Genomic DNA, 23,397 nt, shown 5'->3' with positions numbered 1-23,397 from the left:
ACAGCTGACAGCGTTCTCTTGATATACCACGGGGAAAGAGGATTTTCCCCAGACCAAATAACAACAAGGAGCGTCACCATGCGAGTCCTGCTGCTGTGCAGCGCTTTCAACGGCATAAGCCAGCGTATCCACCGCGAACTGGAACTGCGCGGCTGCGAAGTTTCCGTGGAGCTGGCCACTGGCGAAGCCGGGATTGGGGTGGCGGTGGCCCAATTCCGCCCGCGGCTGATCGTCTGTCCCTACCTGGTCCACAGGATTCCCGACACCATCTGGCAAAAAATACCCTGTCTGGTGGTGCACCCCGGCATCGAGGGGGACTGCGGCCCCTCGTCTCTCGATTGGGCGATCGCCAGCAACTGTACCGAGTGGGGCGTGACCTTGCTGCAGGCCAACGGGGAAATGGGCGCGGGGGATATCTGGGGCTCCGCCACCTTCCCCCTGCGCGGCACCAGCAAGGCCGGCCTTTACCGACGCGAGGTCACCGCCGTCGCCGCTTCCCTGGTCAAGTCGGCCCTGGCCGCGCTGAGAGACCCCGACTTCACTCCCCGTCCGCTGGAGCCGCAAAAAATTCCCTGGCGCGTGCAGCCGCCCATGCGCCAGGCGGACCGAGCGATCGACTGGCAGAGGGATTCCACCGATATCGCCATTGCGAAACTGCGCGCCGCCGACAGCGCGCCGGGTATCCGCGAGGAGATCGGCGGCCGGGCGGTGTTCCTCTATGGCGTGCGCCGGGAGGAAAAGCTCTCCGGCGGGGCGGGCGATTTTATCGCCCACAGCAACGGCGCCGTCTGTCGCGCCACCGTCGATGGCGCAGTGTGGATACCGCAGGCCCGGTGCGAAGGGGGGATCAAGCTGCCCGCGGCGCAGGTCTTGCTGCCGCTGCTAAGGGAAACGCCCCGCGAGTTGAAAAGCATTCCCCGCGCCGTGGAGGAGATTCGCAGCGAGCGGATCGGGCATGTGGCCTACCTCCACTTCGACTTTGCCGGCGGCGCCATGAATACCGGTCAGTGCCGGCGCCTGCTCGAACACTACCGCGAACTGCAGTCCGGCGATGCGCGGGTGATCGTGCTGATGGGTGGCGAGGACTTCTGGAGCAACGGCATCCACCTGCACTGTATTGAGGCGGCGGAGGACCCGGCGCGGGAGTCCTGGGAGAATATCAACGCCGTCAACGACCTGGTGGAGGCCATTATCGAAACACCCGATCAGATCACCGTGGCCGCCCTGCGCAACAACGCCGGCGCCGGCGGCGCCATGATGGCGTTGGCCTGCGACCATGTACTGCTGCGCGAGGGCGTAGTGCTCAATCCCCACTACGGGACTATGGGGTTCTACGGTTCAGAGTACTGGACCTATCTGCTGCCGCGGCGGGTTGGGCAAAAGCGGGCCCTGGCGCTGACCCGAAACTGCCTGCCGCTGCTCGCCACCGAGGCGCTGCAGATGGGGCTTGGCGACGAAATCTTCGACGAGGGCTGGGATATTTTCCAGCGGGAACTGGAGTATTACTGCCGGATATTGTCGCAATCTGCCAACTTTGGCGCGCAGCTGAAAGCCAAGCGGGCCATACGCGCCGCCGATGAAAGGCGCAAGCCGTTGCGCCGGTACCGGGAGGAGGAGCTGGAAAGGGTGTCCGCGGTGCTCTTCGATCCGCAAGCGGAGTACCATCGCGCCCGGCGGGAGTTTGTTCACAAGGTGCCTCCACGGGAGGCGCCGGCGCGCCTGCGCCGCAAAGCGCGTTTCTGGCAGCGGGTGGTGTTTGCCTGAGCCATCCAGGCGCCTGTGTAGAGCCTGGGGCAGGGAAGGGCCGGCAAATAAGCTGAGCCGGCTCTAGATCACCGCGCCGATCCGCCAGGGCGCAAACTCGTTGTCGCCGTAGTCGAGCTTTTCACTGGCACTGCGCTCGCCGGAGGCAATGGCGAGGATGCGCTGGAAAATAAACTCGCCGTGCTCGGCCACTGTGCATTCGCGGTCGAGAATACCGCCGCAGTCGATATCCATATCCTCGCGCATCCGCTCGAACAGCTGCGAATTGCTCGCCAGCTTGATGCTGGGCACCGGTTTGGCGCCGAAGGCGGAGCCGCGGCCGGTGGTAAAGCAGACCACATTGGCGCCGGAGGCAATCTGACCGGTTACCGAAACCGGGTCGAAGCCGGGGCTGTCCATGAACACCAGCCCTTTCGTGCGCACCTGTTCGGCGTAGAGGTAGACATCCTGCAACATGGTGGTCCCGGCTTTGGCCTGGGCGCCCATGGATTTCTCCGCGATGGTGGTCAGCCCGCCGGCCTTGTTTCCCGGTGAGGGGTTGTTGTTCAGGGCTACGCCGTTGATCTCCGTGTAGTGCTCCCACCAGTGGATGCGGTCCACCAGCTTCTGCGCCACTTCCGGGGATACCGCGCGGCGGGTGAGCAGGTGCTCGGCGCCGTAGATCTCCGGTGTTTCCGAGTAGATCACCGTGCCGCCGTGGCGTACCAGCAGGTCCGCCGCAGCACCCAGTGCCGAGTTGGCGGTGATGCCGGAGTAGGCGTCGCTGCCGCCGCACTGCACCGCGAGGGTCAGTTCCGAGGCGGGAACGGGCTCCCGACGGCAGTTGTTGGCCGCCGGCAGCATGGTGGTGAGCTTCTCGATGCCGGCTTGGATGGCCGCGCGGGTACCGCCCTGCTGCTGGATGGTCAGTGTCTGGAACAGCGGGTTGGTCTCCAGGTCGGACTCGCGCAGCACGCTGCTCACCTGCATTGCCTCGCAGCCCAGGCCGATCAATAGTACACCGGCGAAATTGGGGTGGGCGATGTAGCCGTGCAGGGTGCGCAGCAGCGTCTGGTAGCCCTCGTCGTAGGTGGACATACCGCAGCCGCTCTCGTGACCCAGGGCGACGATACCGTCGATATTGGGGAAGTCCCGCAGCATGCCGCTGTTTTGGAAATGTGCGGCCACGGCCCGGCCCACGGTCACCGAACAGTTGACGGTGGAGACGACTGCCAGATAATTGCGGGTGCCGGCTTTGCCATTGGGGCGCCGAAAACCCAGGAAACTGGCCCGGGCCGCGGGGTCGACGTAGTCGACGGGCTGCGTCTCGCTGCAGAAATCGTGGCTGGGCTTGTGGTTGCCGGCACACATATTGTGCTCGTGCACGTGTTCGCCAGCGGCGATATCGCGGGTGGCAAAACCGATCACCTGGCCGTACTTGAGTACGGCCTCGCCGCTGGCGATGGGGGCGACCGCCACCTTGTGCATGGCGGGCAGGTCACTGACCAGCTCGAGCATGGCGTCACGCCAGTTCACCAGGCTGCCGGCGGGCAGCAGGGCGCGGCTGAGGGCGACATTGTCGGATTCGTGAATATAGATAAGGTCCATCTGCGTACAGACTCCGCACCGGCAAACGGCCAGGAACAACTGATTTTTATTGATTGCTTGAATGCAATCTAGCACTATATTGGTAAGGCCGCAATCTTGAGTTGGGCTTGTTTTGGTAAGACTATTGTGGCAGGCGGTTCGGTTGTGGCGGTTAAACCCCATCTGCTAAACTGCGTCGATTAACGAATGACGGAGAATGCCTTCATGCAAGGTGTGCGACTTTACCAACAGGTGGCCGAGCAACTGGCCGCCGCCATCGCCTCCGGTGACTACCCGCCGGGCACGCGCCTGCCGGCGGAGCGCAAGCTGGCGGAGCGCTTCGAGGTCAGCCGGCCCACGGTGCGCGAGGCGATTATCGCCCTGGAGCTGGCCGGCTGCGTGGAAGTGAAAGGAGGCTCCGGCGTCTATGTGGTGGATGCGGAGGTGAGCGCCTTCAAGGCCGGGGAATCCGATATAGGCCCGTTTGAGATCCTGCAGGCGCGCATCATGTTCGAGGGGGAGGCCGCCGGCCTGGCCGCCCGGCAGATGTCCGAGGTGGAACTGCAGGAGCTGGAGTGGATACTCGAGGAGATGATCGCCGAGAACGCCACCGAGGCCAACGCAGAGGTGGCGGACGAGAAGTTCCATCTTCATATTGCCCGCAGCACCCGCAACGATGCGGTGGTCTCCGTGTGCGAGCACCTGTGGCAGCTGCGCAACAGTTCCAGCGTGTCCGCGCGCATCCTGGAGAAAGTGCGCCAGGCCGGCTCCCGGCCGCGCATCGAGGAGCACCGCAGGATTCTCGACGCCCTCAAGCGCCGCGATGCGGATGGAGCCAGGAGCGCCATGCGCGATCACCTGCAGCGTGTGGTGCAGCAACTGCTGGACGCCACCGAAGCCGAGGCCCTGGAGGCCGCGAGGCGCGAAGTGAATGCGGCGCGCCAGCGCTTTGCTCTGCCCTGAGGGCAATGACCAATGATTGATGATCAGTTTTTCAACTTATATCATCGGTCATTGATTTTCCTTCCCCTTGCTCCCCTAAAATTGGTATGACACTATTGGGTCATAGTAAATAGTCTGGTCTTGCCGGTTTCGGCTGAGATAGTAACGATAGTGGAGTTAGGAAGTTATGACACAGTTGAGCCGGCGCGCATTTCTGCAATCTGCTCTGGCCGCGGCCGCCATTCCCGCGGTGCCCTGGGCCATGAGCCGGCCGCCGCGGATGGATTACAGTGGCCCCTGGGCCGCGGTACCGGAAATCCTCGCCGCCATCGAGCGGCCGCAGATCCCCCCCCGGGAATTCAATCTTCGCCAGTACGGCGCCAGGGGCGAGGGTGAGGATGCCAGCACCGCCTTCGCCCGCGCCCTGGCCGCCTGCCGCGAGGCCGGCGGCGGTCGCATCCTGGTGCCGCCGGGGCGCTACCGCAGTGGCCCCATTCACCTGTCCTCGAATACCGAACTGCACCTGCAGGAAGGTGCAGAGCTCTCCTTTATTCCCGACCCGGAACGCTACCTGCCGGCGGTAAAAACCCGCTGGGAGGGAATGGAGCTGATGGGATATTCCCCCCTGATCTACGTGCTCGGCTGCGAGAATGTGGCGCTCACCGGCAAGGGCCGCATCGACGGGGGTGCGGACTGCGATACCTGGTGGCCCTGGAAAGGAAAGAACAGCAAATGTGAATACCGAGAGAGCCCCACGCAGAAAGCCGCGCGGGACGCGCTGTTTGAGGATGCGGAAAAAGGCCTGCCGGTGGCGGAGCGGGTCTATGCCGACGACAGCTACCTGCGCCCGCCGCTGGTGCAGTTCTACCAGTGCCGCAATGTGCTGATCGAAGACGTCACCCTGGAGAATTCGCCCTTCTGGGTCATGCACCCGGTGCTCTGTGAAAACCTCACCGTACGCGGTGTCACGGCGCGCAGCCACGGGCCAAACTCCGACGGCTGCGACCCGGAATCCTGCCGCAACGTGCTGATCGAGGATTGCCTGTTCGACAACGGCGACGACTGCATCGCGATCAAGTCCGGCCGCAATGCGGACGGCCGCCGCCTGGCCACACCCAGCGAGAATATTGTCATCCGCAACTGCCGTATGCGCGACGGTCACGGCGGCCTGGTGCTGGGCAGCGAGATTTCCGGCGGGGTGCGCAATGTATTCCTGGAGAACTGCGTGATGAGCAGCCCCAGCCTGGATCGCGGCCTGCGCATCAAGACCAACGCCATGCGCGGTGGCGAGATACACGATATCTATGTGCGCAACCTGGAGATTGGCCAGGTGAAGGACGTGATCGTAATCAATTTCTTCTACGAGGAAGGGGACAAGGGTCCCTTCGATCCGGAGGTGTACAATATCTTCGTGGACAACCTCCGCTGCGAGAAGGCGCAGCGCGCCTTCCATATCCGCGGTTTCGACCGCGCTCCCATTCGCGGTCTGCATATTTCCAACAGCGAGATAAAGAGCGCGGGCGATCTTGGTGTGATCGAGGCGCTGAAGGACTTTACCGCGAAGGGACTGCTTATCAACGGCAAGGAATTCCATCCAGCCTGACCTGTAGGACCCGCCTGCAGGCGAATGAGGTATCGAGGAAGTTCTGGAGTCGCCTGCTGGCAGGCTCCTACACCTTCGCCCCTTTGAAAGAAGAAATAACGACGAGGAACAGAGAGTGAAATTATCCAGTTCCGTTTATCCGCTGCTGGCCGCCGCAATTGCCCTGACCGCCTGTGGCGAAGCGACGGATTCCACGGCAATAAAGGATCAACAGAGACCGGCGGAGAGCAAAAGCACGGAGAGTGAGAGCATCGCCCGCCTGCAATTGGCCAACCCGTCGGCGTTTCCGCGCTTGGACGAGCCTGTATACCTGAGTTTCCGGGAGCTGGGCCTGGGCGAAGACTACGCTGAGCCGCTGGCGGTCCGCGGCGAGGGACAACTTCCGGTACAGCGGGTCGACCGGGATGCCGACGGCAGCGCCGACGGCATCCTGTTCCTGGTGGACTTGCAGGTGGATGAAAAAATCGACCTGAAAATTTTTCCCGGCAGCGGTGAGCAGCCGGCTGTGGATAAACGCACCCAGGCGGAAATTTCCCGCAAAACCGGCGGCAAGTGGGTCGACAGGAAATACCTGGGCGGCTACTTCCAGAATGTCAGCGAGCTGGATGTTCCCCCGGAACACACCGATCACTCGCAGTTTATCCGCTACGAGGGCCCGGGCATCGAATCGGACCTGGTGGGCTACCGGGTCTACCTGGACTGGCGCAACGGTTTCGACATATTCGGCAAGAAAGTGCGCGAGCCGGTGCTGCAGGATGTGGGGCAGGATGGCTTTGAGTCCTACCACCATATGGCCGACTGGGGTATGGATATCCTGAAAGTGGGCGACGCCCTCGGCGTGGGCGGTTACGGCTATTGGGATGGCGAAAAAGTCGTGCGGGTCAGTGACGTGCAGGACTGGTCCGCAAAAATCGTCGACAACGGCGAGCTCTACTCTTCCCTGAATATTGAATACAAAGGCTGGAAACCCGCGGAGAACAAGCAGGCCGACCTGAGTACGGTGCTCTCCATGCGCGCCGGCAGCCGCCTGGTGGAAGTGAACGGGCAGGCCAGCGAAGGTCTCGGCGCCCTGGTGGCCGGCCTGGTCAAGCATCCGGATACTAAACTGATCGTCGGCGACCTGGACATCAATGGCGGCGCCTGGACCTATATCGGCACCTGGGGCCAGCAGAGCCTCGATGGCAGCGACCTGGGCATCGGCCTGCTGGTGCAGAAAAAGACCGTCAAGAAGGTGACCGAAGACGAGCACAACCAGGTGGTGGTATTCAAGCAGCCGGCCACCAACGATTTCAACTACTACTTCACCGCCGCCTGGGCAAAAGAAGTGGAGAGCAGGCACGGCCCCATCACCAGTGCCGGGCAGTTCGAAACCTACCTGGCCCGCGAGGCGGAAAAGCTCACCATGCCGCTGCGCAAGCGTCTGACCACTGTCCTGAGCGAGGCGCAGACGCAACAGCCGCTGAGCGCGGATGTGGCACTGCGGTGGAGCCAGCGCCTGGCGGATTCCGAACTGGAGCGCAGCACCTACCAGCTCGCCTTCGGCGGTGTGGACCCGCACCGCAAGCGCCCGGCCTATTTCGAATACACCACCGGCCTGTTGATGCAAGCCTACGACGACCTCAACCGGGTAAGTCCCGAGCCGCACTACGCGGACGCGGTGGAAAAGGTGATGGGCTCCTTCGTCAACGAAGACGGCAGTATCAACGGTTACGTGCAGTCAAAATACAACATCGACAGCATCAACGCCGGCAAGATGCTGCTGCGCATGCTCGAGCGCAACGGCAAAGACAACTACGAAACCGCCGTGGCCACCCTGCGCGAGCAACTGGAACACCACCCGCGCACGACCGCCGGCGCCTTCTGGCACAAGAAAATCTATCCCCACCAGGTATGGCTGGACGGCGTCTATATGGGCATTCCGTTCCTCGCCCATTACGAAAAAATGCGCGCTGAAGAAGGTGGAGAAGGGGACTTCGACGAGGTGCTGGCGGAATTCAAGGTGGTGCGCGAAAAACTGCGCGATCCGCAAACCGGGCTCTACTTCCACGCCTGGGATGAAGCGAAAGAGCAGGATTGGGCAGATAAAGAGAGCGGCCTATCCGCCAATTTCTGGTCCCGCGGTATGGGCTGGATGGCCATGGCACTGGTAGACGTGCTCGACTATATTCCGGAGGAAAACACGGAGCAGCGCCAGTACCTGATCGACATGATCAACGAACTGGCCCCGGTACTGGAAAAATACCAGGACGCTGAAAGCGGCACCTGGTACCAGGTCGCGGACAAGGCCGGCGCGCGGGGCAATTACCTGGAAGCCACCGGCAGCAGCATGTTCACCTACTTCTTTGCCAAGGCCATCAACAACGGCTACCTGCCCGACTCTTACGTACCCCTGGCGAAAAAATCCTATCAGGGCCTGCTGGACCAGTTTATCCAGGTGCACGCCGATGGTAGTGTAAGCCTGACCAACAACTGCGAAGTGGCGGGCCTGGGCTTCGGCCGCGACGGCAGCTACCGCTATTACATGAGCGAGCCGGTCATCGACGACGATCTTAAAGGCGTCGGCCCCTTCATCATGGCCGGCGCCGAGATGTATAAGCTGCTCAACAAGCAGGGCTAAAGGAGAGATTGATGGCTACCAAATACGAAGAGCGCTACGCGCACAACCCGCGCGACTATGTGAGCTACGATACGGAGCGTCTGCGCGAGGAATTCCTGGTGCCGAAACTGTTTGAGGCGGACACAGTGCGCCTCACCTACACCCACGTAGACCGCATGATCGTGGGCGGGATCATGCCGGTGGAGAAAACCGTACTTCTCGAAACCGTAGACGCGCTCAGATCCGAATATTTCCTCGAGCGCCGCGAACTGGGTCTGATCAATATCGGCGGCCCGGGTGTAGTGGAAGTCGATGGCACCCGCTACGACGTGGGCACCAAGGAGGCCATCTATGTCGGCCGCGGCTCCCGCGAGGTAAAGGTTTCCAGCAATGACAAGTCCGCGCCGGCGAAGTTCTACCTGAACTCCACCCCCGCACACCGCGAGTGCCCCACCCGTAAAGTGGGCCAGAGCGACGCAAAGGTGTTGGAGATGGGCTCAAGCGAAACCTGTAACCAGCGCGTTATCCGCCAGTTGCTGGTAAAAGAAGTGGTGGAAAGCTGCCAACTGCAGATGGGTATGACCGAACTGGCCCCGGGCAGTGTCTGGAACACCATGCCCGCCCACACCCACAGCCGCCGCATGGAAGCCTATATGTATTTCAATGTGCCGGAAGGCCAGGCCGTTTGCCACTTCATGGGCCCGCCGCAGCAGACCCGTACCATCTGGATGCACAACGAGCAGGCGGTGATTTCCCCCACCTGGTCCCTGCACTCCGGTGTGGGTACCAGCAACTACACCTTCATTTGGGGTATGGCGGGCGAGAATCTCGACTACACCGATATGGATTTTGTGCAGCCGAACGAGCTGCGATGATTTGTCGGGGCTCGGGACTCGGGTCCCCTGGGAACGCGGAGCTCCAGCTCCGCACCGGGCCGCAGGCCCGCCACCTGGAAAAATTTTGAGGTTTTGATATGGCGAATTCCTTGTTTGATCTAACCGGCAAGCTGGCCCTGGTAACAGGTGCCACTCACGGCCTCGGCATGGCCATGGCCGAGGGTCTCGGCATGGCCGGGGCCCGGCTGGTCATCACCGGCCACTCGTCACAGCAGAAGCTGGACGATGCAGTGGCACACCTGCGCGACAAGGGGTTCGATGCCGCCGGCTACCTGTTCAATGTCACCGATGAAGCGGCGGTCGCCGACGCGGTGGGGCAGATAGAGAGCGAGTGCGCGCCCATCGATATCCTGGTGAACAACGCCGGTATCATCCGCCGGGTGCCGCTGCTGGACATGGAGCTGAAGGACTGGCAGCAGGTGATCGACACCAACCTTACCGGCGTCTTCACCATGAGCCGCCCGGTGGTGCGCAAGATGATCGAGCGCGGCGGCGGCAAGGTCATCAATATCTGCTCGATGATGAGCGAGTTGGGTAGGGATAGTGTCTCCGCCTACGCCGCGGCCAAGGGCGGGTTGAAAATGCTCACCCGCAATATGGCCACCGAGTGGGCGCGGCACAACGTTCAGGTCAACGGTATAGGTCCGGGTTACTTCGCTACCAGCCAGACCGCTCCTATCCGCGTGGACGGCCATCCCTTCAACGAATTTATTCTCGGCCGAACCCCGGCGGGACGCTGGGGTAACCCGGAGGACCTGCAGGGTACGGCGATATTCCTCGCCAGCGACGCCAGCAACTTCGTGACCGGCCAGATCGTCTATGTGGACGGCGGTATCCTGGCGACCATCGGCAAGCCGTCGAACGAATAACCCCCCCCCCCCCCTGGGACCGCGGAGCTCCAGCTCCGCTTGCGGGCCGCAAGGCCCGCTTTATGGTGGATACGCTTCCCTTATCCACCCTACGTATGCACCCTACCTTAACGTATGCACCCTTGTAGGAGCGGCCCATGGCCGCGATCGGCATCTGCTACGTAGCTAGACCGACGCGGCCATGGGCGGATGGCCGCCCCGCCGCTCCTACAACGTTCTTTTACCGGTATCGATATCGGTCGAGTTTACCCGCTATTTGTAGGCAAGCACTCATCCAATAAATCTTCCAGGCTATAGGGATCAATGCCGAGGTCGGCAAAAGTTTTCGCATTCTCGCCCACCATATTGTCACTCTGCATTAAAACAAGCTGGTCGCGGGTGAGTGGAGGATTGGGCATCAGGCTCAATGTGGCCACCAATAGCCGCCAAAGAGTAAATGGCACGGGTAATAAAACGCGCCTGCGCCCCAGATGGGACATAACCACCTGCAGGACCTGGCGATAAGTGTAGACACTCCCGCCACCCAATTCGAACACTTGCCCTTGACCACCAGCCTGCCGCGCAAGCTCCACCACCGCCGCGGCGACGTCTTCGACGTATACCGGCTGCAACCGATTGTTTCCCTTGCCAAAGAGCGGTACCACTGGCAATAGGGTTGCGGTTTTGAGGGAGGACAGGAATGCATCATCGCTACCAAACATAACGCTTGGCCGAACCAGGGTCGCTCGCTCAAAGGCGTTGCAGACGACCTGTTCTCCCCGTGCTCGCGCGCGAATAAATTTCGACGGCGAATGTTCGTCCACGCCGAGACCGGATATGTGCACAAGCCGATCAACGCCGGCTGCCCGGGCGCAACGGGCGATGCGTTCGGCACCTTTTACGTGGATGGTGTCAAACGTGAGATCACCTCTCTCCACATATAAAGAAACCGCATTGACTGCGAACACCGAACCCGAAACCGCCTCTGTAACCCGCCGCTCATTGCGTATATCAACAGCCACCGGCGCGATCTGATCTTTAATGTCAGAGAAATCCACGTCCTCGGGATGGCGCGCCGCAACGCGCACCCGGTAACCCGCCGTTGCCAGCGCCCGCACCACGCGACGGCCTAAAAAGCCGGTGCCGCCAAAGACTGTTGCAATCTGTTCATTCATCTCGATTCTCCCGCGCTGGCTATCCCGGCCCCTGCCAACCGATGAATAGTAGAAGATAGTGGGGACGTGTGGCTGGGTTTCGGAGGGCTGGCGGAGGTCTGTTCCGTTCGCCTGCAAGCAGGCTCCCACAGGGTGCTTTGTAGGAGCTTGCTTGCAAGCGAAAGGCTGCGGAGTTCTGTTCCATTCGCCTGCAGGCAGGCTCCCACAGGGTGCTTTGTAGGAGCTTGCTTGCAAGCGAAAGGCTGCGGAGTTCTGTTCCATTCGCCTGCAAGCAGGCTCCCACAGGGTGCTTTGTAGGAGCTTGCTTGCAAGCGAAAGGCTGCGGAGTTCTGTTCCATTCGCCTGCAAGCAGGCTCCTACGGGGTGCCTTGTAGGAGCCTGCTTGCAGGCGAATGGCGGGTGAGATCAGGCGAGGCTTTCTTCCATCTGCATACGCACGGTGTTCAGCACACCCTGTTTTGCCAGTAATTCCAACTGGGCAGCCAGTGCCTGCTGCAGGGCTTCGCTCTTTTGCAGGTCTTCGCCGAATACCGGTGCAAAACCCAGGAAGGCCGCGGCCAGCTTCTGGGGATTTCCTGCGTTTGCGTCGCAAAGGGCTTTCAGTTCCTGTGCCAGCGGATCGGAAACCTCGATCGGCTTGCCGGCGTCGTCCTCCGCGGAGACATAGCGAATCCAGCAGGCGAGGGCCAGGCACAGCAGCTCGATGGAGCCGCCGTTGTGCAATTGGTGGCGCAGGGTGCCCAGCCAGCGCTGGGGGATCTTCTGCGAACCGTCCATGGCGATCTGCCAGGTGCGGTGTTTCAGCGCCCGGTTGGCGAAGCGCTCCAGCAATTGTCCCCGGTAGGCCGCCAGATCGAAGTCCGCCGGCGCTTCCACCGCCGCGCTGGCCTCGTCGGCGAGAAACCGCTCCGCCAGCGCGGCGAAAGCGGGTTCCTGCATGACGTCGGCAATGGTCTCGAAGCCGGCCAGGTAGCCGCTATAGGCGAGCAGGGAGTGGCAGCCGTTGAGCAGGCGCAGTTTGATGAGTTCGTAGACTTCCACATCATCGACAAAGGTGGCGCCGGCCTTTTCCCAGGCGGGGCGCCCGCGCAGGAAGTTGTCTTCCACCACCCACTGGGAGAAGGGCTCGGCCATAACCGCGGCGTTGTCGCGCACACCGAGAAGCTTCTCGAGGGCGTCGCGGTCTGCGTCGGTGGTGGCGGGGACTATGCGATCCACCATGGTGCAGGGGCAGCGGGTATTCTCCCTGACCCAGTCGGCGAATTCCGGCTCCAATTGGTCGGCGAACTGGAAGAGCACACGTTGCAGCACTTTGCCGTTGCTGGGCAGGTTGTCGCAGCTGAGCAGGGTAAATCCGGGCAGCCCTTTCTGCATACGTTCGCGCAGGGCGTAGACGATGAAACCGAGCGCGGATTTCGGGGCCTGCGGATTGGCGAGGTCGTGCTGGATATCCGGGTGCCGCAGGTTCAACTCGCCGGAAGACGGATGGTGGCAGTAACCCTTTTCGGTGATCGTGAGGGAGACGATGCGGATCTCCTCGCGGGACAAGGCATCCAGCAGGGCGCGCGGGCTTTCCGGAGCCACGTAGACGTCCTGCACGCTGCCGATCACGCGGACTTTTTCGCCATCGTTGCTTTTTTCCACCACGGAATAGAGATAGTTTTGCGGTGCCAGCTGGTCGCGCACTGTGGGCGAGCGCAGGCTGGCGGCGACAATGCCCCAGTCGCTGCCGTCTTCCTGTACCTGCTCCGTATACCAGGCCTGGTGGGCGCGGTGGAAGGCGCCAATGCCCAGATGGACGATGCCCGCGCGCAATTGGCTGCGGTCGTAGGAGGGCACGATTACTTCCTGGGACAGTTGGCCCAGACTGGCGTTGTTGAGAGTTCTTTCACTCATAAATTTTCCCCAAATCCCTTGTAGGAGCGGCGGGGCGGCCATCCGCCCATGGCCGCGATCGGACTTGCCGAAGCACCCGATCGCGGCCATGGGCCGCTCCTACAGCACATAATCATTTCGAGTCTCGAGTCTCGAGTCCCGATGGCGGGCCGCGGCCCGCAAGCGGAGCTGGAGCTCCGCTGGTCCCGGGCGGGCGCACAAATTAAAGCTTATAGGCCCGCTTGGCCAGCGCGTAGCTGAGATCGTGTGCCAGTTCGAAGGCCTCGTCCTTCGCCAGGCGGTGTTCGCACACCAGCTGGGAGAGGAAGTTGCAGTCCATGCGCCGGGCCACGTCGTGGCGCGCGGGGATGGACAGGAAAGCGCGGGTGTCGTCGTTGAAGCCCACGGTATTGTAGAAACCGGCGGTCTCGGTCACCTGCTCGCGGAAGCGGCGCATACCCTCGGGGCTGTCGTGGAACCACCAGGCGGGGCCGAGTCTCAGTGCCGGGTAGTGACCGGCCAGCGGTGCCAGTTCGCGGCTGTAGCTGGTCTCGTCCAGGGTAAACAGGATCACCGTCAGGTTCGGCTCGTTGCCCACCGCTTCCAGCAGCGGCCTGAGTGCGTGGACGTAATCGGTGCGGGAGGGGATGTCGCAGCCCTTGTCGCGGCCGTATTTGTCGAACACCACTTTGTTGTGGTTGCGCACGGAGCCGGGGTGAATCTGCATCACCAGGCCGTCTTCAATACTCATGCGCGCCATTTCGGTGAGCATCTGACCGCGGAACAGCTCCGCGTCTTCGCTGCTCGCGCCGCCGCCGCGCACGCGGTTGAACAGCGCTTCCGCCTCGGCCGGGCTGAGGTTGGCGGTGGTGGCGGTGGGGTGGCCGTGGTCGGTGGAGGTGGCGCCCATCTGCCTGAAGAACTCGCGGCGGTTTTTCAGTGCCGCCAGGTAGCCGGCGTAGTTGCCGGTGTCTTCACCGGTGATTTCCGCCAGTTTGCGCAGATTGTCGGCGAAGCCCTCGTAATCCGGATCGAGCACCGGGTCCGGGCGGTAGGCGGTGATGATGCGCCCGCTCCAGCCGCTGTCCAGGATTTTCTGGTGATGGCGGAGGTCGTCCAGCGGGGATTCGGTGGTGGCGATCACTTCGATATTGAAACGCTCGAACAGGGCCCGGGGCAGGAACTCCGGCTTTTTCAGGTAGCTGTCGATGCGCTCGTAGTAGAGTTCCGCGGTGGAGGCGTCCAGGGCCACGTCCAGCTCGAACACATCGTGGAATACGGTATCCAGCCACATGCGTGAGGGAGTGCCGCGGAACAGGTGGTAGTGTTCGGCAAAGCGCTGCCAGATGGCGCGGGGGTCGGTTTCCGCCGGAGTGCCCTCGCGGCCGGCAATGCCTAAGCTCTCCAGCGGTACGCCCTGGCTGTAGAGCATGCGGAACACATAGTGATCCGGCTTGATCAACAGTTCCGCCGGATTGCCGAAAGGCTGATTGCCGGCGAACCAGGATGGATCTGTGTGCCCGTGCGGGCTGATAATCGGCAGATCCCTGACACTCTCATAGAGCTTGCGGGCGATATCCCGCTGGGTGTTATCCACAGGGAACAGGCGATCGGGGTGCAATTGCAAAGGGCGTGGCATAGCGGAAAGGCTCGTTCTAATTGGGTTGTCTTACAAGCATACTGCGTACCCCATTGAAGGAAAAACCCCGCCCGAAGGCGGGGGGTGCGCGGCAAGTTGGGGATGGACCGCGCCAGGCAATGGAGAAACCCAGTACATAGACCGGAATTGCTATACTGCCAAAAATTGGTTATACCGGTCAACAACTAATGGTAAGACCTGATCTGGTCAGTACAGGAGATAGCTTTGAAACTTGCAGCTTTGGGTGAAGTAATGGTCGAGTTGTCCCCGCGCGGAGAGGGGCTGTTGGCCCAGTCCTTTGCCGGGGATACCTACAACACCGCGGTCTATGTGGCGCGCAGTGGCGTTCACACATCCTATGTGACCCTGCTGGGGGACGATCCCTACAGTGAGCAGATGCTGGAGGCCATGGGCGCCGAAGGCATCGATACCGGGGCCATAGAGCGCCTGCCCGGGCGTTGCCCCGGTCTCTACAGCATCTACAACACCCCCGATGGCGAACGCTATTTCACCTATTGGCGCGGCGAGTCCCCGGCGCGGGAACTGTTTGCGGACCAGCTGCAGCGCGAGCGGTTAAAGACTTACCTGGGGGAGATGGATTGCCTCTATCTCTCCGGGATCACCCTTGCAATAATGGCCCCCCACGCACGTGAGCACTTACTCGCATTTGTCGGGGAGTTCCGCGCCGGGGGTGGCCGGGTGGCTTTTGACAGCAACTACCGGCCGCGTCTGTGGTCCAGTGTGGATGAGGCCCGGGAGGCGGTCTCCGCTTTTCTGCAACAGTCGGATATCGCCCTGCTCACCCTGGAGGATGAGCAACTGCTGTGGGGGGATGGGGATGCCGACCAATGTCTGGAGCGCAACGGCCGCTATCCCCTGTCGGAGCTGGTGCTGAAGCGCGGCGCCGAGCCGGTCCTGCTGCGGCACGATGAGGAGTTGTGTGCTATTCCCGTGCCGGAGGTTCACGAGGTGGTGGATACCACCGGTGCCGGCGACTCCTTCAATGCCGGCTACCTGGCGGCGCGGCTGCAGGGCGAGGGGCCGGAGGCCGCGGTCTCCGCGGGCAACCGCTGCGCCGCGGCGGTGATCCGCCACCGCGGGGCAATTATTCCGAGAAGTGTTGCGCCTGGGGCAGCAAGCCGATAGGATGGTAAGACCAATTTGGCGAGAAAATAAAAGCCGTCAAAATTTTTCGGTCATACCTGTAGCGATAACAATAGACAACAGGTGCATAAGATGATGAAAGGAAAAACCCTCTGCCGCCTGGCGGTAGTGGGATTGTTAGTGCTGCTTGGCAGCTGCGGTCTCGAAGATTCGCAGACCGCGCTCAAGCTGGCGCACACCCTGGACCGGCAGCACTCGGTGCACCGGGCCATGGAATTTATGGACGAGCGGCTGCGCGAGCTGTCTGGCAACAGCATGCGCATCGATATCTATCCCGGTGGGCAACTGGGCAGCGAGCGCGAACTGATCGAGCTGTTGCAGATTGGCAGCCTGGCCATGACCAAGGTGTCCGCCAGCCCCATGGAGGGTTTCGTCCCCGAACTCAAGATCTTCAACCTCCCCTATGTGTTTCGCGATGCGGATCATTTCTGGGAAGTGCTGCAGAGCGATATCGGCCGCCAGTTGTTGGTGGCCGGCGAGCGAGCGCGCCTGCGCGGGCTGGGCTATTTCGATGCGGGCAGCCGCAGCTTCTATATGAACGACAAGCCCGTTCACACACCGGAAGATTTGCGCGGCATGAAGATCCGCGTACAGAACAGCCAGACCGCGATCAAAATGGTCAACACCCTCGGCGGCGCCGCCACGCCGGTGAGCTGGGGGGAGCTCTATACAGCCCTGCAACAGGGTGTGGTCAGCGGTGCGGAAAACAACCCGCCCAGTTTCTATCTCTCCAAACACTACGAAGTTTCCAGGTATTACACCCTGGACGAGCACACCTATGTACCGGACATGCTGCTGGTCAGCACAGAGGTGTGGAAGAAACTCGAACCACAACAGAGGGAATGGCTGCAACAGGCAGTGGATGACGCGGTGGCCTACCAGCGGAAACTCTGGCAGGAATCCACCCGCGAATCCCTCGCCGCAGTGGAGGCGGCCGGAGTGGAAGTGATCTACCCGAACAAGCAGCCGTTTATCGATGCCGTGCAGCCGTTACACGCCAGCTATAAGGGCACGGAAGTGGGCGAACTGCTGGATCGAATCGCGGCTATGTAGGAGCGGCCCGGCCAGGAGCGGCCCGGCCGCTCCTATAAGAAAGGAAACTACTCACCCATAGGGAACCTGTATTGGCTTAAGCGAGCCACCCTGTAGGAGTAGGAGCGGGCCATGCCCGCGATCGGGTTCTGTTCGCGGGCATGGCGGATGGCCGCCCCGCCGCTCCTACAGGGGTGAGCAGTTACCAGGAAAGAACAAAAGTAAAAGCCAAGTAATAAAAGGCGTACTGGCGATGAATAGAATAGAAAAACTGCTGGAAATCTTCCTCGGCAGCCTGCTGGCGCTGATGGTACTGGACGTCACCTGGCAGATACTCACCCGCTTCCTGCCCATGAGCCCCAGCTCCTACACCGAGGAGCTGGCGCGCTACCTGCTGGTCTGGATCGGTCTGCTCGGCGGGGCCTATGCCTACCGCAAAAAATCCCACCTGGGTATCGACCTGCTGACCAATGCCCTGCCGGAAAAAATCCGCAGGCAGGTTCAAATTCTGACCATATCCCTGTGCTTCGCCTTTGCCGCATCGGCCATGGTGTTCGGCGGTGTCAAACTGGTGGCGCTGACTGTCGAACTGAACCAGCTGTCCGCGGCACTGAATATTCCCATGGGGATTGTCTACAGCGTGATACCCCTGTCCGGCGGACTGATCTGTCTCTTCTGTGTGGACCAACTGGTCCAACTGCTGGGACAGAAAGAACGCATTGCAACAGCCGTAAAAACTGCGTCCGCCTAGGAGGATTTATGGAAATCGCCGCAGCCGTTTTGCTGATCAGCTTCCTGCTTCTGCTGGCGCTGAACGTCCCTATTTCCGTCAGTATTGGTGTCGCCACCCTGCTGAGCATGCTGATAACCATCGACGTGGTACCCGCACTGATCACCATGGCCCAGCGCATGGCCAGTGGGATCGACAGTTTCGCACTGTTGGCGATTCCATTTTTCATTTTCTCGGGGCTGCTGATGGGCAGCGGCGGAATCGCGCGGCGAATTATCGACTTCGCGCGGGTATTGGTGGGCATGTTGCCCGGCGGCCTGGCATTCGTGAACATCATCAGCTGCACCCTGTTCGGTTCCATTTCCGGTTCCGCGGTGGCCGCCACCTCGGCGATCGGCGGATTCATGATTCCGTCGATGACCAAAGAGGGCTACGACAAGAATTTCAATACCGCCGTTACCGTGGCCTCCTCCACCACCGGCCTGCTGATACCCCCGAGCAACATCCTGATCGTGTTCTCCCTGGCCAGCGGCGGCGTGTCCATCGCCGCGCTGTTTATCGCCGGCTACCTCCCCGGCCTGCTGGTGGCCGTGGGGCTGATGCTGGTCTGTGGAATCTGGGCCAAAGCCAAGGGCTACCCGGTGGGGAAAGTCACCCCCTGGCGGGAGGCGCTGCGCAAGACCCTGGATGCGATACCCAGCCTGTTCCTGGTGGTGCTGGTTATCGGCGGCATTATCAGCGGTATCTTCACCGCGACCGAGGCCAGTGCCATCGCGGTCCTCTACTCGCTGCTGCTCTCGGTGCTGGTATACCGGGAAGTAAAAGTCTCGCAATTGCCGGAACTATTGGTAAAGGCGGTGGAAACCACAGCCATAGTGATGTTCCTGATCGCCGCCTCCTCGGCCATGTCCTGGATCCTCTCCTACGAGAATATTCCCCAGACCATCAGTGAGGCACTGATCACCCTCAGCGACAACCCACTGCTGATTCTGCTCACCATCAACCTGGTCCTGCTGGTCGTGGGGGCCTTTATGGACATGACCCCGGCGGTTCTGATCTTCACCCCGATATTCCTGCCGGTGGCCGTGGAACTGGGTATGTCCCCGTTGCAGTTCGGCATCGTCATGATCCTGAACCTCTGTATCGGGCTGTGCACACCTCCGGTGGGCAGTGTGCTGTTCGTGGGCGCAAGCATTTCCAAAACCTCGATCACCCAGCTTATTCGACCGCTGCTGCCCATGTATGCGGTGATGTTCCTCGTATTGATACTGGTGACCTACGTGCCGGCGATCAGTGAGTACCTGCCGCGGGCGCTGGGATTGATCGACTAGGCCGATTGGTAGCTCGCATACGGAAGTGCGTTATATGTGGAAGAACAAAAACAAGAGCACTTATCAACAGATGCTCGCCCTTGTTTTCCTCGTGACCTTGTCCTCGCTGGTAAGCGCGGATGAATGGGAACTTGCCGAGCATATCGTTGCGGATATTCAACTGCCGGACATTCCGGATAAAACTTACAGAATTACCGACTATGGTGCTAAACCGGGAGCCGACGCGAGAGCGGCGATACTGGAAGCCATAAAAGTCGCCTCTGGAAGTGGCGGTGGAAAAGTGGTGATTCCTAAAGGCAAATGGTTGAGCAATGGCCCTGTTGTCTTGCAAAGTCGTATAGCGCTCCATCTGGAGGAAGGCGCCACTCTGTTGTTTTCCCGCAAGCCGGAACACTACCTGCCGGTTGTGAAGACCCGATGGGAAGGTACCGAGTTGTTCAGCTACTCGCCGTTGGTTTATGCCAGCAATGTGGAAGATGTGGCAATAACCGGCAAGGGCACTATCGATGGCAACCGGAATAGCGAATTCAAGGGTTGGCATCCGTTGCAATCCAAGGATATGGACAGGTTGCGCAGGATGGGAGCCGAAGGGGTACCCGTTGAGGAACGCATCTTTGCTGAGGGAACCTATCTTCGTCCACCGCTGGTGCAGTTCTTCCGTGCCCGGCGGGTCTTGCTGGAGGATTACACTGCTCTGAACTCGCCTTTCTGGGTAAACCACCTTGTCTATACAGAAGACGCCACAGTTAAAGGTATTCGTGTCGACAGCCACTTTCCGAACAATGACGGAATCGATATAGAGTCGAGCAAAAATGTGCTGGTCGAGAACAGTTGGTTCCGTACCGGTGATGATTCGGTGGTGATTAAATCCGGCCGCGATCTGGACGGCCGGAGTATCGGTATCCCCAGCGAGAGAATTGTTGTGCGCCACAATGATATGGGCGGAGAAGACGGTATAGCCCTTGGCAGTGAAATGTCCGGTGGTATCAGGCAGGTATTTTTCTCTGACAATGTGCTGCGTCAGGGCGAGTCTGCCTTCCGCTTTAAGTCAAATCTGGACCGGGGCGGTCTGGTGGAAACCATTCGCCTGCGCAATCTGCGAGTGGAGTCATTCAAGAACCTGTTTTGGTTTCAGTTGAATTACCCGGGAGAACTGGGTGGCTTTTTCCCTTCTACCTATCGGGATATTGTTTTCGAAAATATTGAAGTAGAGAAGGTAGGGACTTTTCTGGAAGTTCACGCACCATCGGCTGCGCCGCTTCAGGACGTGTTGTTCAAAGATATCACTGTCGACCAAGTGAAAATCCCAATGGTTATAGAAAACGCAGTAAATCTGAAATTTTATGCTGTGAAACTAGGAAGTCAGCGAATTGATGGGGTACTTAGCTGGCATGGAACTGAGAAAAAGGAGATGACCAGATGAATAAATATAAAATCAAGCCGCTCGTGTTGGCTATGGCAATAGCTTCGCCGGCGTTCGCTCAGGAGCAAAGTGCTAATGATCAAGGCCAGATGCTGGAGGAAATCACCGTAACGGGTTTCCGCGCTTCCCTGCAGAAGGGTTTGGACGCCAAGCGCATGAACGCCAACAGCAGCGACAGCATCGTCGCCGAGGATATCGGCAAGATGCCGGATCTCAACCTGGCCGAGTCGCTGCAACGGGTACCCGGTGTCGCCATTACCCGCGAGGGTGGCGAGGGCCGCAATATCACCGTGCGCGGGCTTGGTCCGGGTTTTTCGCGCACTACTCTGAATGGTATGGAGGTTCCCGCCAGTACCGGCGGCCTGGATTCCTCCGGCGGTGTCAACCGCGGACGCGATTTCGACTTCAACGTTTTCGCTTCAGAGCTGTTCAACAGAATCACTATCCATAAGTCACCCGTCGCCTCGGTGGAGGAGGGTGGGTTGGCGTCCACAGTGGAGCTGTCTACGGCCAAACCTTTGGACACTCCCGGACAGCATATAGCTTTCGGTGGCCAATTGATGGTGGACAGCTTTGCCAGTGAGCAGGATCCGCGTCTCACCGGCCTTTACAGCAATACCTTTATGGACGATAAGCTGGGCGTACTTGTGAGCGCCGCCTACTCTGAGCGGACCGTGCGCCAGGAGGGCTTCGGTACTGTACGTTGGACCAGTCCCCATGCCAACGGAGGTCGGAGCTGGGCCAGCGGAACTTCGCCAGCCGTGATAAACGGCACTCCTAATCCCGGAGCCAACCATCCCGGGGAGGTGGACCCCGACGCGAACCCGCTTGACTATATGTGGACGCCGCGCCTCCCACGCATGGACTCCTTCAATCGTGACCAGGAGCGCCTGGGCCTTACCGGCTCGCTGCAGTACCGCCCCACGGACACCATGGAGTTCTCCCTGGATGTGCTCAGCTCGAATCTGAAGGCGGATGTGACCTCATACAACTACTTCGCCCAGTTCCGGAATGTCTATGACACTGTGATTCCCACCGAAGTCACTCTGGATGAATCCGGGCGCATGATCGTCGCCGGCGAATTCGAAAACGTGGCACCCCGCTCCGAGAGCCGCGGTCAGTTCAGCGAGACGGATTTCCAGCAGGTAGTGCTCTCAGGCAAGTTCGATCTTGCGGACAATATCACTCTGGATGTGATGTACGGCAACGCAGTGTCCGAGCACAGCGAGGACCAACTGCGCTTCAACCAGACTGCCTCCGAGGGGCACAGCTTCTCCTATTCCTTCCTGGAAGACAGTGATATCGCCGAGATGTCCTACGGCTTCGATATCCTCGACCCCTCAAACTATGAGTGGACTGGTCCCGTGTTGCGCCGGGATATCGTTGAGCGCACTAACGACACCTTCCGCGCCGATTTCACCATTGAGGGCGACAGCTCCAGCGTGAAGACCGGCTTGATCTGGAACAGCCGTAAGGTGGAATCCCAACGCTGGGATGCCATTAACATTAATTCTCTAAACGGAGAAGTGGTAGCCGCGGGCTTGGCAGACCAGTTGGGCAATGTCGTGGATGACTATTCCGACGGTATAGACGCGCCATCCGGTTTCCCCGCCAACTGGCTGGTGGCGGATTACGATGCGGCCGCTGCCGCCTGGGGTGTAGGTCAATGGGAGCTGAACGAAGACGACTCCAGCACCTACGACATCAAAGAAGAGACCCTGGGTGGCTATGTGGAGACCAATGTGGAAACCCAGCTGCTAGGTCTGCCCCTCACAGTGAACGCCGGTCTGCGCATAGTGGACACCCAAGTGACCTCGCGCGGTGTGGCCAGCGACGGCGAGGGCGGTTTCGTGCCCACTAGCAGGGAAGGCAGCTATACCGAAGTGCTTCCCTCCACTAACCTGGTGTGGGAGTTCCGCGAAGACCTGCTGCTGCGTTTGGGTGTGGGTCGCAATATCAGCCGACCGGGTCTCGGCAGTCTCGCGGGTACGGTCAGTGTGACGCCCATCAACCAGAGTGTCTCTCTCGGCAACCCGGGGCTGGAGCCGGTGCGGGCCAACTCCGCGGACCTGGGGCTGGAGTGGTATTTCGACGACGAATCGGTGCTGGCGCTGACCCTGTTCCATAAGGAGATAGAGAGCTTTATTACGACTCAGGAGCTGGAAAACCAGTTCCTGCCTGACGATATCCGCGCCGCGGTGGCCGCGCGGCCGGAATACGATCCCAACAGCCCGCTGTTCGAGCCTAATATCATTCAGCCGGGCGAGAAGGGTTGGGATCTCCGGACGCCCGTCAATGGTGAAGGCGCTACCGTGGAGGGTTACGAGATCGGCTACCAGCAGCCGCTGCGCTTCCTGCCCGGCTGGGCCAGCAATTTCGGCCTGCTCGCCAACTACACCCATGTGAGATCGAGCGCTGACTTCGGCGATGGTGTCGAAGGCGAATTGCCGGGCCTGTCGAAGAACAGCTATAACATGGGCGTCTACTATGAAACGGACCTGTTCGGAACCCGCCTGATGGTCAACGACAGGGACGATTACACCACCCGCGCACCCGGGTCCAACGGCAACGCGGCTGAGATGACCACCGGTCCCACCCGTGTTGATATGTCGGGTTTCTACAACGTGACCGACTACCTGAAGGTGACCCTGGAAGTCATCAACCTCACCAACGAAACCGAGCGTCTGTATACCACTGGTCCTACCGGCGATATGGACCTGGTGAGGGAGTACAACAGTACTGGACGGGAAATTCTACTGGGTATGAGGGCCAACTTCTAACCGGGACTTTCCCAAACGCGGGAGCCGGATTTA

At 60.5% G+C, this 23,397-nt stretch carries 16 protein-coding genes; 12 read left to right on the top strand and 4 right to left on the bottom strand.

Annotated features, from left to right (window positions below; translation table 11 throughout):
* The first annotated feature begins 78 nt into the window (after positions 1-78).
* Positions 79-1,764: an enoyl-CoA hydratase-related protein gene (locus tag ACRC0P_RS04410; protein ID WP_438628575.1), complete on the top strand. Its 1,686-nt coding sequence runs from the start codon at positions 79-81 to the stop codon at positions 1,762-1,764.
* Positions 1,765-1,827: 63 nt separating this feature from the next.
* Here the strand turns inward: ACRC0P_RS04410 and ACRC0P_RS04405 are convergent, their stop codons facing one another.
* Entirely contained in the window at positions 1,828-3,351 is a 1,524-nt protein-coding gene (locus ACRC0P_RS04405; RefSeq protein WP_438628574.1) for a UxaA family hydrolase, read from the bottom strand.
* 204 nt (positions 3,352-3,555) lie between these two features.
* Between ACRC0P_RS04405 and ACRC0P_RS04400 the strand changes: the two genes are divergently transcribed.
* From ACRC0P_RS04400 to ACRC0P_RS04380, 5 genes are all read left to right on the top strand, one after another.
* Entirely contained in the window at positions 3,556-4,293 is a 738-nt protein-coding gene (locus tag ACRC0P_RS04400; protein WP_438628573.1) for a FadR/GntR family transcriptional regulator, read from the top strand.
* Between the two features lie 166 nt (positions 4,294-4,459).
* Positions 4,460-5,875: a glycoside hydrolase family 28 protein gene (locus tag ACRC0P_RS04395; protein WP_438628572.1), complete on the top strand. Its 1,416-nt coding sequence runs from the start codon at positions 4,460-4,462 to the stop codon at positions 5,873-5,875.
* A gap of 115 nt (positions 5,876-5,990) precedes the next feature.
* Positions 5,991-8,492, top strand: coding sequence for a glycoside hydrolase family 88 protein (locus ACRC0P_RS04390; RefSeq protein ID WP_438628571.1), 2,502 nt, complete (start codon positions 5,991-5,993; stop codon positions 8,490-8,492).
* Between the two features lie 11 nt (positions 8,493-8,503).
* A complete protein-coding gene (gene kduI, locus ACRC0P_RS04385; RefSeq protein WP_438628570.1) occupies positions 8,504-9,346 on the top strand; it encodes a 5-dehydro-4-deoxy-D-glucuronate isomerase in 843 nt (280 codons plus the stop codon).
* Between the two features lie 98 nt (positions 9,347-9,444).
* Complete coding sequence (locus ACRC0P_RS04380) at positions 9,445-10,236, top strand: gluconate 5-dehydrogenase (protein WP_438628569.1); 792 nt, start codon at positions 9,445-9,447, stop codon at positions 10,234-10,236.
* A gap of 245 nt (positions 10,237-10,481) precedes the next feature.
* On the opposite strand, the gene ACRC0P_RS04375 is transcribed toward ACRC0P_RS04380, so the two are convergent.
* The 3 genes from ACRC0P_RS04375 to uxaC form a co-directional block, all read right to left on the bottom strand.
* Positions 10,482-11,390, bottom strand: a complete 909-nt coding sequence (locus ACRC0P_RS04375; RefSeq protein ID WP_438628568.1) for a complex I NDUFA9 subunit family protein — start codon at positions 11,388-11,390, stop codon at positions 10,482-10,484.
* Between the two features lie 405 nt (positions 11,391-11,795).
* Positions 11,796-13,286, bottom strand: coding sequence for a mannitol dehydrogenase family protein (locus ACRC0P_RS04370; RefSeq protein WP_438628567.1), 1,491 nt, complete (start codon positions 13,284-13,286; stop codon positions 11,796-11,798).
* A 202-nt stretch (positions 13,287-13,488) separates the two neighbouring features.
* Positions 13,489-14,904 (bottom strand): glucuronate isomerase, encoded by a 1,416-nt coding sequence (gene uxaC, locus ACRC0P_RS04365; RefSeq protein WP_438628566.1) that lies wholly within the window; start codon positions 14,902-14,904, stop codon positions 13,489-13,491.
* A gap of 225 nt (positions 14,905-15,129) precedes the next feature.
* Here uxaC and ACRC0P_RS04360 point away from each other — a divergent pair, with 225 nt between their 5' ends.
* From ACRC0P_RS04360 to ACRC0P_RS04335, 6 genes are all read left to right on the top strand, one after another.
* Positions 15,130-16,050, top strand: a complete 921-nt coding sequence (locus ACRC0P_RS04360; protein ID WP_438628565.1) for a sugar kinase — start codon at positions 15,130-15,132, stop codon at positions 16,048-16,050.
* Positions 16,051-16,140: 90 nt separating this feature from the next.
* Positions 16,141-17,121, top strand: coding sequence for a TRAP transporter substrate-binding protein (locus tag ACRC0P_RS04355; protein ID WP_438628564.1), 981 nt, complete (start codon positions 16,141-16,143; stop codon positions 17,119-17,121).
* Between the two features lie 232 nt (positions 17,122-17,353).
* Positions 17,354-17,851 (top strand): TRAP transporter small permease, encoded by a 498-nt coding sequence (locus ACRC0P_RS04350; RefSeq protein ID WP_438628563.1) that lies wholly within the window; start codon positions 17,354-17,356, stop codon positions 17,849-17,851.
* 8 nt (positions 17,852-17,859) lie between these two features.
* The gene (locus tag ACRC0P_RS04345) at positions 17,860-19,161 is read left to right on the top strand and encodes a TRAP transporter large permease (RefSeq protein WP_438628562.1); all 1,302 of its coding nucleotides are present in this window, start codon (positions 17,860-17,862) and stop codon (positions 19,159-19,161) included.
* Positions 19,162-19,195: 34 nt separating this feature from the next.
* Positions 19,196-20,584 carry a glycoside hydrolase family 28 protein gene (locus tag ACRC0P_RS04340; protein ID WP_438628561.1) on the top strand — a complete coding sequence of 463 codons (1,389 nt, stop codon included), beginning with the start codon at positions 19,196-19,198 and terminating at the stop codon, positions 20,582-20,584.
* A complete protein-coding gene (locus ACRC0P_RS04335) occupies positions 20,581-23,364 on the top strand; it encodes a TonB-dependent receptor (protein ID WP_438628560.1) in 2,784 nt (927 codons plus the stop codon). The genes ACRC0P_RS04340 and ACRC0P_RS04335 overlap by 4 nt, the downstream gene beginning before the upstream one ends.
* Positions 23,365-23,397: the final 33 nt, after the last annotated feature.

Origin of the sequence: Microbulbifer sp., assembly GCF_051659245.1 — a bacterium.
Lineage (GTDB): Bacteria > Pseudomonadota > Gammaproteobacteria > Pseudomonadales > Cellvibrionaceae > Microbulbifer.
The sequence above is the reverse complement of the archived record's forward strand: the minus strand, read 5'-3'. Positions and strand labels throughout refer to the sequence as shown.